Origin of the sequence: Nostoc sp. (genome assembly GCF_036917135.1) — a bacterium.
GTDB lineage: Bacteria > Cyanobacteriota > Cyanobacteriia > Cyanobacteriales > Nostocaceae > Nostoc.
Window position 1 is genome coordinate 277,709 of the sequence record NZ_JBALEA010000010.1, and the last position, 16,012, is coordinate 293,720.

Sequence of the window (16,012 nt, forward strand, 5' to 3'; positions counted from 1 at the left end):
TTGCAACCATAAGCAAAAACGCTATATGTCTTTTTTGTTTCTAAGGCATGAATTAGATATAAGAATTTCCCCAAATCAGGCTATTTGTCAGGAAAGTGAGATATTTGTACTGAGGGATTTATAAAAACTTATTTAATAAAATCTTTGATATATATATGCTTGTCGTTAAGAACTATTAAGAAATCCTGATTAAAGAATATTGCAATACCTTGATTTAATTGCTAACGTGTGTATGGCAACGATGCTGATGACGCTCGGATCTAGGAGAAATAAAATCTATGAGCTATACCCATTCAGCCAAGTGTGTTAAGCTTTGACGGGTTAAAAACGAGAAAGTTCTGCCTCGTATAGACAATTATGAGGGATTGCAGATTAACCAAGAAATATCTCGTTGCTAAAGGCTTAGTTTCAGTTTGATTTCAATTGCGATTGATTATTTGTCTTACCTTGTGCCGACAAGTGAGTAGCTCTTGATTGTGTGTATCGGCAATAACGAAGAGTTTCGTAAGACTTAAATTTTGGAGGATAAAACCAATGGAGATTCAAGGTAAAGTTGCCCTAATTACAGGGGCTTCTCGTGGGATTGGACGAGCGATCGCCCTCGAACTAGCGCAACAAGGCATCAAGCGGTTGATATTGGTAGCACGCGATCGCCAAAAGTTAGTGGACGTAGCCAACGAAATTGAGGCGCTGGGCACACAAGCTGCGATCGTGCCATTAGATTTGACTCAGACAATTGAAGTAAATATCGCTGTTGCCCAACTGTGGCGCAATTACGGACAGATTCACCTGCTAGTTAATTGTGCGGGAGTCGCATACCAAAGTTCGTTTTTGCAATCTAAAATGCCCCAAGTTCAAGAAGAACTCTCTGTGAACTTGTTAGGAATGTACAACCTCACTAGTCTGATTGCTCGACGCATGGCCAGCCAAAGACAAGGGACAATTGTCAATGTATCGAGCTTGATGGGGAAAGTTGCAGCACCGACAATGGCAACTTACTCAGCAACCAAGTTTGCCATCTTAGGATTTACCCAAGCCTTGCGCCAGGAACTAGCTGAACACAATATTCGAGTCATTGCATTACTGCCTTCCCTGACAGATACAGACATGGTGCGCGACTTCAAATTATTTCGTTGGGTGATCCCCATGACTTCCCAGGAAGTGGCTAAAGCACTCGTCACCGGAATGCAAAATGATTCACCAGAAATTTTAGTTGGCTGGCAAAGTCATTTAGCCGTATTGTGTCAACGCCTGTTCCCTTGGTTGCTAGAGCTAATTTTACGAATAGCAACTCCGCCAGCGCCAACAAAACAACAGCCTGGTGAAAGACTGAACAAGCTGATCCCGAAACTGAATTTTTTGACAAGAATCCATCGTTTCGGTGATTTGTTCTTGTCAAGAACATGATATTTTAGCTATCAGCACATAAGTCCTAAATTTTTAGAGGCGATCGCCATGCGGTCAATTGTCTTTACCTTTAGGCTAAAAACGGGAGTACCCGACCAAATTAACTAGATTGACCGCAATCAGCAGTCCTTAACCAACCCAACTCAATCAGCATTTTGATTACTGGACTGCCTCTCTTCCTCTGTGTTCTCTGCGCCTCTGCGGTTGGTTATTTAACCCGTAAAGTTGACTTGCCAGACTACTACTGAATACCCATAATTTTGTTGACCTAGTTTTGAGAGTTGAGAGCAATAGAGTGCTGAGTAGGAATTATCTAAGCCACCAAAACTTACTTAATAGGTACACTCCACCAAGCTAAGGCATAAGGTTGAGTTGCTTCATTTACCTGATGGCGAAAGTGAACCCGAATTTTATAATTCCCTTGAGCCGGGACAGGGCAGAAGATATGTTGTACGTTGTCAACTTGGCTAATTGAGGAACAAACTACACCCACCTCAGAACTTTTAGCATTAGCTTTTACCAAGTATAGATCGAGATTATTCAAGCCGCGATCGCGAAAATTCTCCCCGATATCATACTGGTGGTTATGATTGAGATCGTTTAACTCTACTAAGCGATCCCAAGCCAGAGTAACAGTAATAAAACTATTCCCCTTTAATGGTTTTGCTAATGTATATTCTACAGATGCTCCAGCGTTAACTGTGCGATAATCCCAGCCAATCGCAGGCACAGCATCAGACGGCGGCCATTGACCGGGACTAAATTGTTGATATGCTCGAAATGCATTTAAATGACCCGCCCCCATTTGAGCATCTAAAGAAATTTTTGGATCTTTATATGCATCAGTTGCTAACCAGTCTTGATTCTGCTTGTCAATTAGCGTTTTCGTCATTCCCAAACGTAAGCCATCACCCTGATCTTTGATTTTGTCTGCTGAGTTAAGCAATACAGCTTTCATGACTTGGTGATGCCGAGAAGCAACGCTCCAATGGGGTTGTTTTTTCCGCAGTTGTCGATCGCCAAATTCTTGTAACAAGGCAACGGTAGCTGTAACATGAGGTGCAGCAAAACTTGTCCCCGAAGACACATTTACCTTGCCATCTGGGTTTATTAAAGTAATATTACTACCTGGCGCTACTAAACTGATAGAGTGACGCCCTGCAATATCAAACTCTTTGCCAATTAAGCGACTACTCACTCCTTTGCCATCACCTGCCAAATTGTCAACAGCTACTTTGTTATAAATCTCTTCCCTTTGGGATGAAAAAGCTACGTTCACTCCGTTGTAGTTGTCGGTGGGAATTGAAATGCCTCCTTTGCCTTGATTCCCCGCAATTACATATAAAGGATCGTGAACGCGACTAGACCAATCAACACATAATGTTAGTAAAGCATTACCATCTAAAACAGCCTCCGGTCGTGGGTCATGCTCCAGGGGTTCACCAAAGCTGAAATTAATCGCGCGAACATCACCACCGTTTTGCAAAGCGATGTATTGTGCCGATAAGCACTCTTCTCGCTGCCCCATTCTTTTGGTATTACCTACGGCGTCTGAATATAGTCGCGCTCCTGGGGCTACTCCCGGCAAGGCTTTATCTGTACTCACCATTATTGCTGCCACATTGTAGGCGTGGGGATCTACATCTTTATTCGATTTAGCCCGTCCATCGCGTAAAAATACTCCAGCTGGTGATACAGCACGATTTTTAGATACGACTTTATCCCAACCAAACATTCCTGGACGCCCAATTTCCACCTGACCGATGGCAATTTTGCGACCGATTAAATTGTACGGCGCTTGATGTAATAGAAGAGCATCAATCCCATTTTTTCCTAAGGAACCTTCTTCTAATGCTGAGGCAAATACTGGCAAACTTAAACAGGAAGCACTTATTCCCAAAGTCACCCAACAGATCAGTTTTTTGCCCATTTGTACTCCTCAAAGGTTTTATGCATGGAACTATATAAAGAGCAAGCGATAACTACTGTCAACAAGGAGAGAGGGCGATCAATAATTTAGCGCATCTTTATACACAAATGGTAAAATTATATTTTTGCCTTTGCTAAATCTGGCATCTTAGCAGATGGTAAACAAACTTTATCAATAAATAGAACCCAAAGATGCGAGTATCTGGGTAGACTGCACCGATGATTACTAGACTTGCCTGAGTTCGCAGTTACTGAAAATCACCAAATTAAAAATGTTATGGCTCAGGGTATTTATTGGATATGTACTGGGTCAGGTGCTATTAGATACTCATGCATATATCGTAATACAACTTATTTCGGAGCAACCAGAAATGCTTTCATTCCCCACAACCCTAACTAATTTGCCCGAAATCATTGATGGCTTGCCGAATATTTCTGGTTGGGAAACAGAGGTTATCTCTGTAGTTAACCACAATGAACCAGTATTTTTACCAACAACGAATATCCGCTTAGAAGACGTAAATGCTGTGTTTGCGATCGCCTTACACATGCACCAACCAACTATACCTGCTGGACATGATGGTACACTCATCAGCAATCTGCAATATATGTTTGAACATCCCCATGAAGGGGATAACCACAATGCAGATGCTTTTGCCCATTGTTACAGCCGCATGGGAGACTTGATCCCCGAACTTGTAAATCAAGGTTGCAATCCCCGTGTGATGTTGGATTACTCTGGTAATCTTCTGTGGGGACTGCGGCAAATGGGACGCGGTGATGTTCTCGATAATCTGAAACGCATTACTTGCGATCGCACCTACCAACCTTATGTAGAATGGCTGGGTACTATGTGGGGTCATGCGGTTATTCCTTCTACACCCATAGCAGATATTAAATTGCATATCGTCGCATGGCAACATAACTTTGCGGCAATTTTTGGCTGGGAAGCACTAGCGCGAGTCAAAGGATTTTCGCCCCCAGAAATGCATTTACCAAATCACCCTGATGCTCTCTTTGAATTTGTGAAAGCGCTGAAAGAATGTGGATATCGTTGGCTACTGGTTCAAGAACATTCTGTTGAAACTCTTACTGGTCAATCTCTCACTCATAAACATTTACCACATCGTCTGATTGCCCGCAATTCTCAAGGCGAAACAATTAGTATCACAGCCTTAATTAAAACTCAAGGTTCGGATACTAAATTAGTTGCCCAAATGCAGCCTTATTATGAAGCTAAAACATTATCCAAACAACAAATTGGCAGTGTATTTGTACCACCAATAGTTAGCCAAATTGGAGATGGTGAAAATGGCGGTGTGATGATGAATGAATTTCCTAGCGCTTTTAAACAAGCTTGGTGGGATATGGTAAATCACGGCGGAGGAAAATCAGGTGTTGTTGGGGTGTGTGGTACAGAATATTTAGAATTAATCGAAGCTGCTGGATGCAAACCGGAAGACTATCCAACTTGTCAGCCAGTGGGACAACATCAGATTTGGGAGCGAGTTTCACCAGACAATAATCAACCAGAAGCTGTAGAAAATGCTATTCAAGAATTAAAGCAAATCAACTCTAATTTTCATCTGGATGGAGCCTCGTGGACAAATCATATCAGTTGGGTAAAAGGATATGAAAATGTGTTGTCTCCCATGTATCAATTAAGCAGTTTATTTCATCAAAAATTTGATCCATTACTGCAAACTGACTCAGCAGAAACGCTCACTAAACAATCTCAATACCGTAACGTTCTTTTACATAACCTTTTGTTGCAAACCAGTTGTTTTCGTTATTGGGGACAAGGCGCTTGGACTGATTACGCACGGCAAATTTATCAACGTGGCGAAAATTTATTGCAGATAAATTAAACTCTCCGAAGCCCAGAGGGGAAGCCTTTTAGGGTTGGGGGCTTTCTCTAGCTTGACAAAGTACTATAGCCCAATACAGTTCAGTTAAGCATTTCTTCCTTCTCTTCCTTCTCTTCCTTCTCTTCCTTTGCGTCCTTTGCGGTTCGTTAAAAAATCGACTTTAACAAAGAGTTTTAGCCTTAACTGAACCGTATTGTACTATAGCCCTACTTAATCATTCGTGAACAACGAGATCCCCGACTTCTTAGAGAAGTCGGGGATCTGAGTCTTGTGTACCGTCCTGGAGACGGAAAATAAAAAGTTGGGTGAATTGAGATTTCGTTCAAGTAAGTGGGAAATCTAAGTGTAGGTTGCTGGGTGCTGATATCCGAATTGGATTAGCTGCCTGGTATTCAAACTTACAATGAGGTAGCTGTGTTTCAAGTTGTTGTTGGTCATAGCGACGATCCTGATTCTCAAAATGCGATCGCAGAAGTTCTTGAAGAATGTAGTCGTTCTCTTGCCGGCTCACTTCCTCAAGCTGGAATTTTATTCACTGCTATAGACTTTGACCATCTGTTAATTTTGCAACGCATCCAAGATGCTTTTCCCGGAATTGAGTTAATTGGTGGAACTGCAAATGGAGAAATCTCTTCAATTTTGGAGTTTCAGCAAGATTCTGTGACCTTAATGCTGTTTGCTACCGATGAAATGGAAATTCGGGCAGGTATTGGCCGACGAGTATCCAAAAATCCAACCCTTGCAGCCCAAGAAGCGATCGCCCAAGCCAAGGCAAAGGGTGCATCTTCACCAAAATTGTGCCTCACCTTTCCCGATAGTCTAACAAGCAATGAGGTTTTAATTTTACAAGGTTTAAAACAAAGCTTGGGAGAGCATATTCCCATCATTGGGGGAATGACTGCCGATGACTATACCTTTGAGAAAACCTACCAATTCTTCCAGGGTGAAGTATTGAGTGATTCAGTTCCCGTGCTGCTGTTTTCTGGACAACTGCTATTTTCTCACGGAGTTGCCTGTGGTTGGACTCCCATCAGCCAACGTAGCCGTGTAACTAAAGTAGATGGCAACGTAGTCTATGAAATTGATGGACAGCGTGCCTTAGATTTCTATCAGCATTATCTCGGTGAAGAAAAATTTGCGTCCAACTATGCCATCCATGCCCTGGCGGTTTATGAGGATCAAGATCATTTCTATTTGCGGGTACCCAATGGCTACGATCAACAGTCTGGTAGCGTGAAGTTCTTCTTGGATATTCCTGAACAGGCAGTTGTGCAAATTACCGATACGACTCGTGAGAATATTCTGTTAGCTTCTGAGACATCTTTGAAAAATGCTCTTGCCGATTATCCTGGTGTGGAGCCAACAGCAGCATTAATTATTTCCTGTGCAGCCCGACGGCGAATTCTTGGGACTATGGCAAAACTTGAATATCAGCTTCTCAAAACTCATTTACCAGAGGCATTACCTTGTTGTGGTTTCTATGCTTATGGTGAAATTGCTCCTTTAGTAGGTGGAGGTCAAACACGATTTCATAATAAAACCTTTGTAACACTGTTAATGGGGACAAAATGAGTAGTGTATGGATAACCAAGACAATTCCATACAGATGCAAGAGTTGGAAAAGACAAACCGCATCTTGCGAAAAAAGCTGGAACGCTGCGAAAATGAACGCCGCCAGCTAGAAACTGACATTGCTACAAAGGAATTTTTACTGAAGAAAGTCATTTGTGAGTTAGAAGACTCTCAGACAGACTTGCAGCACAGAGGCCAAGAGTTAGAAAATACCTTAGATAGTTTGCATCAAATGCAAGCTCAAATGATTCAAAGCGAAAAAATGTCTGCCCTCGGTCAAATGGTGGCTGGAATTGCTCACGAAATCAACAATCCCGTTAGCTTTATTTACGGAAATCTCAGCTATATCAGCCAATACACCGATGACTTATTGCGACTAGTCCACCTTTATCACCGTTACTTCCCCAACCCACCTGCTGAAATTCAAACTGAACGCCAAACCATCGATTTAGAGTTTCTAGAGAAAGACGCGATAATGGTATTGCGCTCAATGAATATTGGGGCGGAGCGGATTCGAGAGATTGTGCTGTCACTGCGTAACTTCTCCCGCCTGGATGAAAGTGATTTCAAAGCCGTGGATATTCATGAAGGCATTGACAATACTTTGATGATTTTGCAGCACCGCCTGAAAGCCACTGATAAAAGCCCAGAAATTCAGATCATCAAAGACTACGGCAATTTATCCAATATAGAATGCTGCGCCGGACAACTCAATCAGGTATTTATGAACATTCTAGTAAATGCCCTTGATGCCATCGAAGAATTTAATGCCAAACGGACTTATCAAGAAATCCGGGATAATCCCAGTCGCATCACGATTCGTACCTCTCTCGCTGATTCGCTGTGGGTGAAAATTGCGATCGCAGACAATGGCTCTGGGATTCCCGAATCTATTCAAAAACGGATTTTCAATCCCTTTTTTACAACAAAAGCTGTTGGTAAGGGAACAGGTATGGGAATGGCTATCAGCTATCAAATCATCACCGAAAAACATGGTGGTAAGTTAGAATTTTTCTCAACACCTGGCAACGGAACGGAGTTTATGGTTCAAATTCCTATCCAGCAGGAATTTTATTCAGAAATTTAACCCAGCTTGATCATAGATATTTAAATAATTCGTAATTCTTAATGATGCTCCTGCGTCGCTACCGCTTCTCTACCAGACGCTACGCGAATTCATGTAATTCGGAATCAATCAAACTAAAGGCAATAATATTTCAAATTTTGTACCTATATCAGTCTGGGAATGGAAAGTTAATTTTCCGCCATGTCTAACTGTGATAATTCGATAGCTTACGGCTAAACTAGTATTTTTACTGTTCTTTGTTTGCAGAGAAAACGATTCCATAATTTGCTGTTGTAATTCTTCAGACATTACAGGACCATTGTCAGCAATGCGAATTAAAATCCAGCGAGAATCTGGTGCATCTGAGTTGGTGGCTTCTTGTGATATAACTTCTGTGGTAATCTCAATGCGAGATTTTTGAACAGTTTTTGTTTCTTCTAAATGTAACTGCTGCCGCACTGCTTCATTGAGTAAAGTATCCACAACTTCGCTTAAAATATTCATCAGAACCTGGTTTAACTGTCCCATAAAGCAATACACTGGAGGCAATTGACCGTAGTATTTGACGATTTCAATTTCTCCTTGAAGACGGCTATTAATTAATAAAATAATACTATCGATAGAAGCGTGTAAATCTACTGGCTTCGGATAAAGTTCATCGATATGACAGAAGTTTTGCAAGCTCGTAACGAGTTTTTTTAATCTTTCTGCTCCTGTGCGGATACTCGCAAGCGATCGCGACAAATCTTGTTCTAAAAAATCAAATTCAATCTCTTCTTTAATTTGATTAATTGCCTGGGAAACTGATGGTAACTCTTTGTCATAAGCCGCTATCAGCTTGAGTAAGTCTTGGCTGTAGTTTGAAACATAAATTATGTTACCCCAAATAAAACCTACTGGGTCTAAAATTTCGTGTGCTACGCCGTCTACCAAACGTCCCAAATTTGCCATTTTATCATTTTGAATCATTTGAGCTTGGCTGCGTTCATACCGCACCAGATTCTCAATTCCCCGAATTTGCCAAGAAATAATATTTAACTCTTGGACATCTAACAATCTATAAGCACCAGATTCTGTTTGGACTACAATTGGTTCTGCTAATAATTCTGGCGATCGCTTCAAGCTAAGTTGCATCGCAGTTAAAATCGATGTTGTATCAGCAATCAGCAACATCGGTGCCCGCGCATAGCTGTAGAGAACAGCTAATGGATGCTCCCCAAATAACTCTTGTCCAAATGGGCGAATCAAAAATTCTAGCAGTCGCCGCCGCGAAATCATCCCAATGAACTCTCCCTGTTCTACCAAAATTACTCCCGGTAGCAGGGGATCTTTTTCCAAAAAACTAGCCACTTCCCTACCGGTGTGGTTGATTTCCACCGAGAAGTTGTACATTGGTAGTTCTTGGAGAGTTGAATCTAAACCAAGATCGCGATCGCTACCAAGAGACAAAAATGGCGGTGAGATTTGGGAACTGAATTCTTCTGGCACTAGACACCCTAATTTTTACAAACACAGATCAAACAATAAGTTAACATTTTACATTCCGCCACTCTCGAAATTCGGTTTTGGTTTAGGTATCTAGTGGAACTAGCCCCTTCCAGGTGAAAATCGTTCTTAGACCACTGGAAGCAATTGGCGGGCAATTTATAACAGGATTTAGGCATTTACTGGCGTTTGACTGATCCCCTTGAAAAAGGAGCAGAAGCACCAGATTGGTTTTATGTACCGAATGTACCGTTTTTGCTCAATGGGCAAACACGACGTTCTTATGTATTGTGGCGAGAGTTTATTGCCCCGTTGATTGTCCTGGAATTTGTCTCTGGGGACGGTAGTGAAGAACGAGATAAAACTCCTTGGAAGGGTAAATTTTGGATTTATGAGCAGGTGATTCGCCCTCCCTTCTACGGCATTTATGAAGCGAGTAAAGCCAATCTAGAAGTTTATCATCTGATTGAAGGACAGTATCAGGTGTTATCAGCAAATGAACGAGGACATTATCCCATAGTTTCTTTGGGTGCTGAATTAGGTTTATGGCAAGGAGTTTATCAGAATGTGGATTTACCCTGGCTGCGTTGGTGGGATTTACAAGGTAATTTGTTGTTGACTGGCGATGAAAGGGCAGAACAGGAATGCCAAAGGGCAGAACAGGAACGTCAAACAGCCGAAGAAGAACGTCAAAGAGCCGATCGCCTAGCTGCCCAATTGCGTAGACGCGAAGCGGCTTGTCGTTAGACATCGCTCGGCATTGAACCAGAAAACTAATATTTTTCTATAAGTTACGAATTGTAAATTAAAAGGGGCTGGTGTAAAAGAGTCATCTGTGGCTTAATTTGTTTAGACACGAATTTTACTGCTACCAGGGGAATCACGATGACAAATAGACCTCCTTCCGAACCGGAGTCATCCCAAAAAACTGCCCTTGGCTTTGATGAATTTATAGCCATTCTGGTTGCCTTCACCACTATCGGAGCGATTCTTTTTTGGTCATTGTCCCGCAAGGATTCTAGCTGGAACTTAAACGGACTACTGTTGCCTGACTCTACTCCATCTAGAAGTGTTCAACCAAATCAAGCATTGCCCTCCCCTACTGCCAAGGTAGAACCTTATGCAGTACCCAACAACGTTTTGCCCTATTCTCCACCTGACGCTGTTGTTGAACCCAAGACACCTTCATTGCCAACTAACAGGGCAATTCCTTCCCGCGAAGTCTTACCATTTGCTCAGGTAATCCCAACTCAACCTCCACAACCACAGATACCTGTATCCCCTTCAACAGAACTTGAGTCATCAATTAAATCATCAGCATTGCCTTTAGTAACTCCGGCAAAACAAAAATCAATCATTCCGCCGCCAATTGCATTTAACGATGTGCCAGATAACTTTTGGGGTCGGCGTTTTATAGATGTTTTGTCTTCCCGTGGTATTATCAAAGGGTTTTCTGATTATTCTTTTAGACCAAATCAGCCTGTAAACCGCGCCGAATTTGCTGCCATCCTGGAAAAAGCTTTTGACCAAGAACCGTCTAAGACTGCGATCGCATTTCAAGATGTACCAACAAAATTCTGGGCAACTCCAGCAATTAACCAAGCCATCAGTGCCGGATTTCTCAAAGGCTACCCGGAAAAAACCTTCAAACCACAACAAAATATTTCACGAGTGCAAGTTTTAGTTGCCCTTGTCAGTGGATTGAATTTGAAAGCACCCACTTCCCCAAATCCGATTATCAGTGTCTATAAAGATGCTAAAGATATTCCCACCTACGCCATCGGCAAAATCGCTGCTGCTACAACCAATGGTTTGGTAGTTAACTATCCAAATCCCCAAATCCTCGATCCCAACAAAGTAGCTAGTCGGGCAGAAGTGGCGGCGATGATTCATCAAGCTTTAGTAAAACGTGGCAAATTGGAGGCAATTACATCTCCAAATATAGTGCGTAGGCCTAGCCCAACCCAGGCATCGCCCAAAATCTCTTCAGAATTTTCGCAGACTCCAAAATCGAACCAAAAGGGTAAATTGTCCGTAGGAGATTCGTCTCAGTGAGCTTATGGGATTTTAGCTTAAACATGCTTATTCTAAGGATGTGCATTGAGGATACAATAATTCAGGATTTTGAATTTATTTTGCCTATTTTTTGGCGCAGCTTGCACCGAAAATCTAAAATTGGCATAAGTAAGTGGGCACAATAAAACCACACTGTGTAAAGAAAAGTAAAGAAGGCTCAAACTCTTTTTCCCCCTGCTCCCTGGCCCCTGCTGCCTGCCTTATCCCAACGATAATTATTTACGCCTACCTACTTAGTCAACCCCCTGTAGGGGAATTCAAAATTCAAAATTAGAGATTCAAAATTAAAAATCTTTTTTTGAATTTTGAATTAGATCATTGGCGTAGCGTCTCGTAGAGAAGCGATAATTAGATATTAAGCTTCTGGAATTTGTTTACCGACAACTTGTGATTTAAGAGTGGTAATTTCACTAGTTAACTCTTTCCTGGTTGAGGCTTTGAGTAAATAGCGGTAAACAAACCAGGCAGAGTAACCAATACCGATCAACTCAAAAGTCGGTGCTACCAAAGGGATATCATTCAAAGCATCTAATATTGCCAAGAGTACTTTAACCCCAACAATTGATCCCACAATTAAACCAACAGTTACCAGAGGTTGCTTATATTGATTAAAGAAGCTTCCCAGATATTCTGGCAATGTTGCTAAAAAGGTAGAAATTTGCTCCCCATATTTTAGCCATTCGTCTTGAGACTGCGCGGGAGGCTGAAGTTTGGTGATAGTTCCGGTTTGGTTATTGATCTCTGCCACTGTAGTCTCTTTGGATACGGTTTCGGTAAAATCTTGTTCTGGCATTTTCACTCCCATAAATTTGACAGTTGAGTTTTTCTAATCTGGATAATCACAACCAAAAGGCTGTTGATTAGGGATGCACTTGTGCATTAGTACAATTGGCTCAAGGGCACAAGAGGGTTTTAGTGTCCTGTAAGCATAATTGCCCCGTAATATCTACTGCATCAACTATAAGGTAGACAGTCAGTAGGAGAATAGAACTCAGAAGGTAGCAGGATGTATTATAATCAACTTCCTGAGTTCTATTTTCTGCAATCAACTGGAATCCTCAGGTTGTGATTATCCCATTCCGTGTCATTTGCTCATAATCGTACTAAATCTAAGTACAAATCATGCAAAAATCAGTCCACCTCTCATTTATATAAGTCTAGAAGCCGATTTTATCTGATATTAAAGCTATCTTAAGCCGCCTTCGTCAATTAACCCATTCGTATTGATATTAATACGTAATAAAAGTTTTTGTGTGTTCACATATACTAGACTTTTAACTTATTTTATGATATGGCTGCCTAGGGATTGAGGACTCGGAAGAAGGAATTATTAAAAAAGTCTCTACCTTGTCTGATCCCAATGCCCAACAAGTGTTCAACCTTTTGTTTGTTTCCTGATTGTATTGATTTTACAAGGAAGCAGTAAGGTAGAGTAATGGCGTAGCTGATGGCAAGAACTCATTACTTCTCAACTGCATATTGAGAAAAGTACTGTGGACACTCTCAGGTGGGTCTTTAGTGCAAGAAACTATATCGTTCCTGCTGAAAAAAACGAACTCTGTTATTCTCTGTAATTATACTTTATACTGTTGATATAATAAGCACTTGTGTTGGATGAGTTTATCTTAATCATGTAGTAAGCAATAATTTTCTCTTGCGATAAAAGAAGATAATGTAGATGTTGATCACCAATTAAAGTGTTTGAATAAGCTAGACTAATCTGGTAATTTTTGCGGGAAGGCAAGGAGGTTTGAGAAATGCCAACTCCAAAGCCAACTCCTATTTACAGCAGTTCAGAAAGCAAAAAAGTGTCAGCCGAAGAGCCATCGACAGACGAACTCCCAACCATAGAATTTCCCTCACGAGGGAAACTCAAAGCTAGTTCTTGGCGCATCCACCAAAAAATTGGCTATGGGTACTTTGTAGCGATCGGAATTGGCTTTTTTGGCTCACTGACTGGGTTAGTAATCGCCAACTACTACCGGGGAAGGGAAGTCAGACAATTCAATCAAGCTTATCAGCAAGGACAACTACTGAGTAATTATAAAGATGCAGTAGTCGGGGCGCAATTGCATAGCTTTAACCTAGTTGCTGTATTGGAAGATTCACAACAACTGCAAAGCAAAAAAGCTGATTTTCTGAAGAATGTTGAAAAAGCCAAGGAGATAGAGTCAAAAATTGGCGGATTTATCGACAGTAAACCTAAAAGGCTAGCAGCAACAAGTTCGACTTTACAGACGTTATTGCTAGATTACAAGAATAATTTAAAAGCCTACGTTGACCAAATCGAGGTTGTCTTACAGAAAATTGAGTCTCAAAAAGTCCAGCCTCAGAAGATTGACTCTGCCCGATCGCAGCTATTGTCAATTATGCGTGGTGAAACAGCCGTGCGGCTAGATCAGCTTTCGCAAAACTTGACTAATATTCTGCAAACGGCCCAAGAGCAAGAGCAAGACAGGCAAAGAGCCGTTGAGCAGGCAAAAATAGTTGAGCGATTTATTGTGATCGCCAGTATGCTGGTTTCGGTTGCGATCGCAGCTATTGTAGCTTGGCGAACCAGTCGCGCGATCGCTGAACCAGTGATCATTGTTACCCAAGTAGCTGAACAAGTGGCGAGGAAACATAATTTTGATTTGCGAGCGCCCGTCACCACCGAAGATGAAATTGGCCTACTTGCCAAATCTCTAAATCATTTGATTGAGCGAGTATCTCAGCGAACAAAAGAACTACAACAAGCTAAAGAATTAGCCGAAGCTGCTAGCAAGGCAAAAAGCGTATTTTTGGCCAATGTCAGCCACGAATTACGCACACCATTAAATGCTGTCATTGGCTTGAGCCAACTTTTAGAAGACGACGCTACCGATCTGGGTTTACCGGGAGACTTTATCACAGACTTAGAAACAATTAACGCTGCCGGTAAACATCTACTCCACTTGATTAACGAAATCCTCGACTTGTCAAAAATTGAAGCGGGGAAAATGACCCTCTATCCAGAGACATTCGAGATTGGGACGCTGATTCATAACGTCGTCCTCACAGTCAAACCAGCTATAGAAAAAAATGCCAATGTTTTAGAAGTGGATTTTGATGAGCAGGTGGGGACAATGTACGCCGATCAGACGAGGATGCGGCAGGTGTTGTTAAACTTACTCAGCAACGCCAGTAAATTCACTACAAACGGCAAGGTGACGCTGACAGTCAACAGAGAAAAGGATGAATTTCGACCGGAGGCTCCTTTGGGGAGCATTACTTTCACCGTTACCGACACAGGTATAGGTATGTCTAACCGTCAACAGCAGCAGTTATTTCAACCTTTTACACAAGGTGATACGTCCACTACGAAAAAGTATGGAGGTACGGGACTGGGCTTGGCAATTAGCCACCACTTTTGCCAGATGATGGGTGGTGAGATTATTGTCAAAAGTGAGCCGGGAATTGGCTCTACTTTCACAATTCGTCTGCCAATAACTGTGCAGGATTGAATTGGAGATTGGGGACTGGGGACTGGGGGGATGAGGAAAATAATAAGGTAATATTTTCTTCCTCTGCCCCCTCATCTGCCGAATTAAGTAATAATAGTCACTCTCCCTGTATCCAAGTCATAACGACCCCCGACAATTTTCAATTTGCCGGACTGTACCTGCTCGGTTAAAAGCTTTGAGTGCTTCAACCGTTCAATTTGATATTGCACATTTGCCACCACAGCATTTTCAACCGCATCACCAGCCTGATTCTTGACTTTTTCCACGGCTGGCTTAATTGCCTTAACAAAAGTACTAATATCACCGAGTAACGACTCGTTTTGTACAGCTGCGGTTACAGCTCCACAACGCTCATGTCCCATCACCATCAGCAAGGGAGAACCTAACAAGACAACCGCATATTCAATACTGCCGATCGCTTCATGTGTGGCGATATTTCCGGCAATCCGAACATCAAAAATGTCCCCAATGCCTTGATCAAAAACAATTTCTGCCGGTACTCGTGAATCCGCACAACTAAGAATAGTTGCAAATGGATGTTGAGCTTGAGCAACTTCCTGCAACCGCAGCGCAGATTGATCGGGGTATTGAGGATGATGATCGACAAATCGCTGATTTCCCTCTATCAGCTTTTGCAAAGCTGCATCGGGACTGAGGGATTCAGGAGAATTTGAGGGGATTTCGGCAGCTTTCGCTTGTTTAACCTGCCAGAGTAAATCGCTGGCAGTTAGCATCATTCCAAATGCCCCGGTCATTCCTAACTTCAAAAAGTCACGACGTTCTATGAAATGTTTCATTGAATTTATAACTCTCTTACAGAGACGCGATACATCTGACAGAGCGAATTTCCATCACATCGGAAACGTAACAAGTACCTCCGAATTTATTCAGGAGTGGTCTGATATTTTCGACAACACGCTTGAGTTCTTCTGGCATACAAAATGCGAGGATGTAAACATTATCAAGCATGGTCATGTCTAAATCTTCTGTCGTTCCTCGTAATCCTTTACCAACAACATTCCTAATGACGGCATGGCTATGTACACCCGACTTGTCTAAACTCTCTAAAATTTTGGCAAGCTCAAAGGAGTTGGCGATAATTTCTATCTTTTTAACTACGTGCATAT

The 16,012-nt window shown here is 41.9% G+C and carries 11 protein-coding genes and 1 pseudogene; 7 read left to right on the top strand and 5 right to left on the bottom strand.

Features of this window, described 5'->3' with window-relative positions:
* Positions 1-534 precede the first annotated feature (534 nt).
* Entirely contained in the window at positions 535-1,407 is an 873-nt protein-coding gene (locus tag V7K50_RS03340) for an SDR family NAD(P)-dependent oxidoreductase (RefSeq protein WP_334957208.1), read from the top strand.
* 328 nt (positions 1,408-1,735) lie between these two features.
* Here V7K50_RS03340 and V7K50_RS03345 read toward each other — a convergent pair whose 3' ends face one another.
* Positions 1,736-3,337 (bottom strand): S8 family serine peptidase, encoded by a 1,602-nt coding sequence (locus V7K50_RS03345; protein ID WP_334957210.1) that lies wholly within the window; start codon positions 3,335-3,337, stop codon positions 1,736-1,738.
* 370 nt (positions 3,338-3,707) lie between these two features.
* Here V7K50_RS03345 and V7K50_RS03350 point away from each other — a divergent pair, with 370 nt between their 5' ends.
* The 3 genes from V7K50_RS03350 to V7K50_RS03360 all read left to right on the top strand — a co-directional run bounded on the left by V7K50_RS03350 (position 3,708) and on the right by V7K50_RS03360 (position 7,863).
* Entirely contained in the window at positions 3,708-5,204 is a 1,497-nt protein-coding gene (locus tag V7K50_RS03350) for a glycosyl hydrolase family 57 (protein WP_334957294.1), read from the top strand.
* Positions 5,205-5,618: 414 nt separating this feature from the next.
* On the top strand, positions 5,619-6,776 hold the full coding sequence (locus V7K50_RS03355) for an FIST signal transduction protein (RefSeq protein WP_334957212.1): 1,158 nt from the start codon (positions 5,619-5,621) through the stop codon (positions 6,774-6,776).
* 7 nt (positions 6,777-6,783) lie between these two features.
* A complete protein-coding gene (locus V7K50_RS03360; RefSeq protein WP_334957214.1) occupies positions 6,784-7,863 on the top strand; it encodes a sensor histidine kinase in 1,080 nt (359 codons plus the stop codon).
* Between the two features lie 108 nt (positions 7,864-7,971).
* On the opposite strand, the gene V7K50_RS03365 is transcribed toward V7K50_RS03360, so the two are convergent.
* Positions 7,972-9,330, bottom strand: a complete 1,359-nt coding sequence (locus V7K50_RS03365; protein WP_334957215.1) for a sensor histidine kinase — start codon at positions 9,328-9,330, stop codon at positions 7,972-7,974.
* 162 nt (positions 9,331-9,492) lie between these two features.
* On the opposite strand from V7K50_RS03365, the pseudogene V7K50_RS03370 reads away from it, so the two are divergent.
* Positions 9,493-10,074 (top strand): annotated as a pseudogene (locus V7K50_RS03370) (Uma2 family endonuclease); the annotation flags it as partial.
* 138 nt (positions 10,075-10,212) lie between these two features.
* A complete protein-coding gene (locus V7K50_RS03375) occupies positions 10,213-11,382 on the top strand; it encodes an S-layer homology domain-containing protein (RefSeq protein ID WP_334957217.1) in 1,170 nt (389 codons plus the stop codon).
* 376 nt (positions 11,383-11,758) lie between these two features.
* Here the strand turns inward: V7K50_RS03375 and V7K50_RS03380 are convergent, their stop codons facing one another.
* Entirely contained in the window at positions 11,759-12,196 is a 438-nt protein-coding gene (locus tag V7K50_RS03380; protein ID WP_334957219.1) for a CAAD domain-containing protein, read from the bottom strand.
* A gap of 964 nt (positions 12,197-13,160) precedes the next feature.
* Between V7K50_RS03380 and V7K50_RS03385 the strand changes: the two genes are divergently transcribed.
* A complete protein-coding gene (locus tag V7K50_RS03385) occupies positions 13,161-14,885 on the top strand; it encodes a sensor histidine kinase (RefSeq protein ID WP_334957221.1) in 1,725 nt (574 codons plus the stop codon).
* An 83-nt stretch (positions 14,886-14,968) separates the two neighbouring features.
* Here the strand turns inward: V7K50_RS03385 and V7K50_RS03390 are convergent, their stop codons facing one another.
* Both V7K50_RS03390 and V7K50_RS03395 read right to left on the bottom strand, forming a co-directional pair.
* Complete coding sequence (locus tag V7K50_RS03390) at positions 14,969-15,682, bottom strand: carbonic anhydrase (RefSeq protein ID WP_334957222.1); 714 nt, start codon at positions 15,680-15,682, stop codon at positions 14,969-14,971.
* Positions 15,683-15,698: 16 nt separating this feature from the next.
* Positions 15,699-16,010, bottom strand: a complete 312-nt coding sequence (locus V7K50_RS03395) for a P-II family nitrogen regulator (RefSeq protein WP_179067225.1) — start codon at positions 16,008-16,010, stop codon at positions 15,699-15,701.
* Positions 16,011-16,012 lie beyond the last annotated feature (2 nt).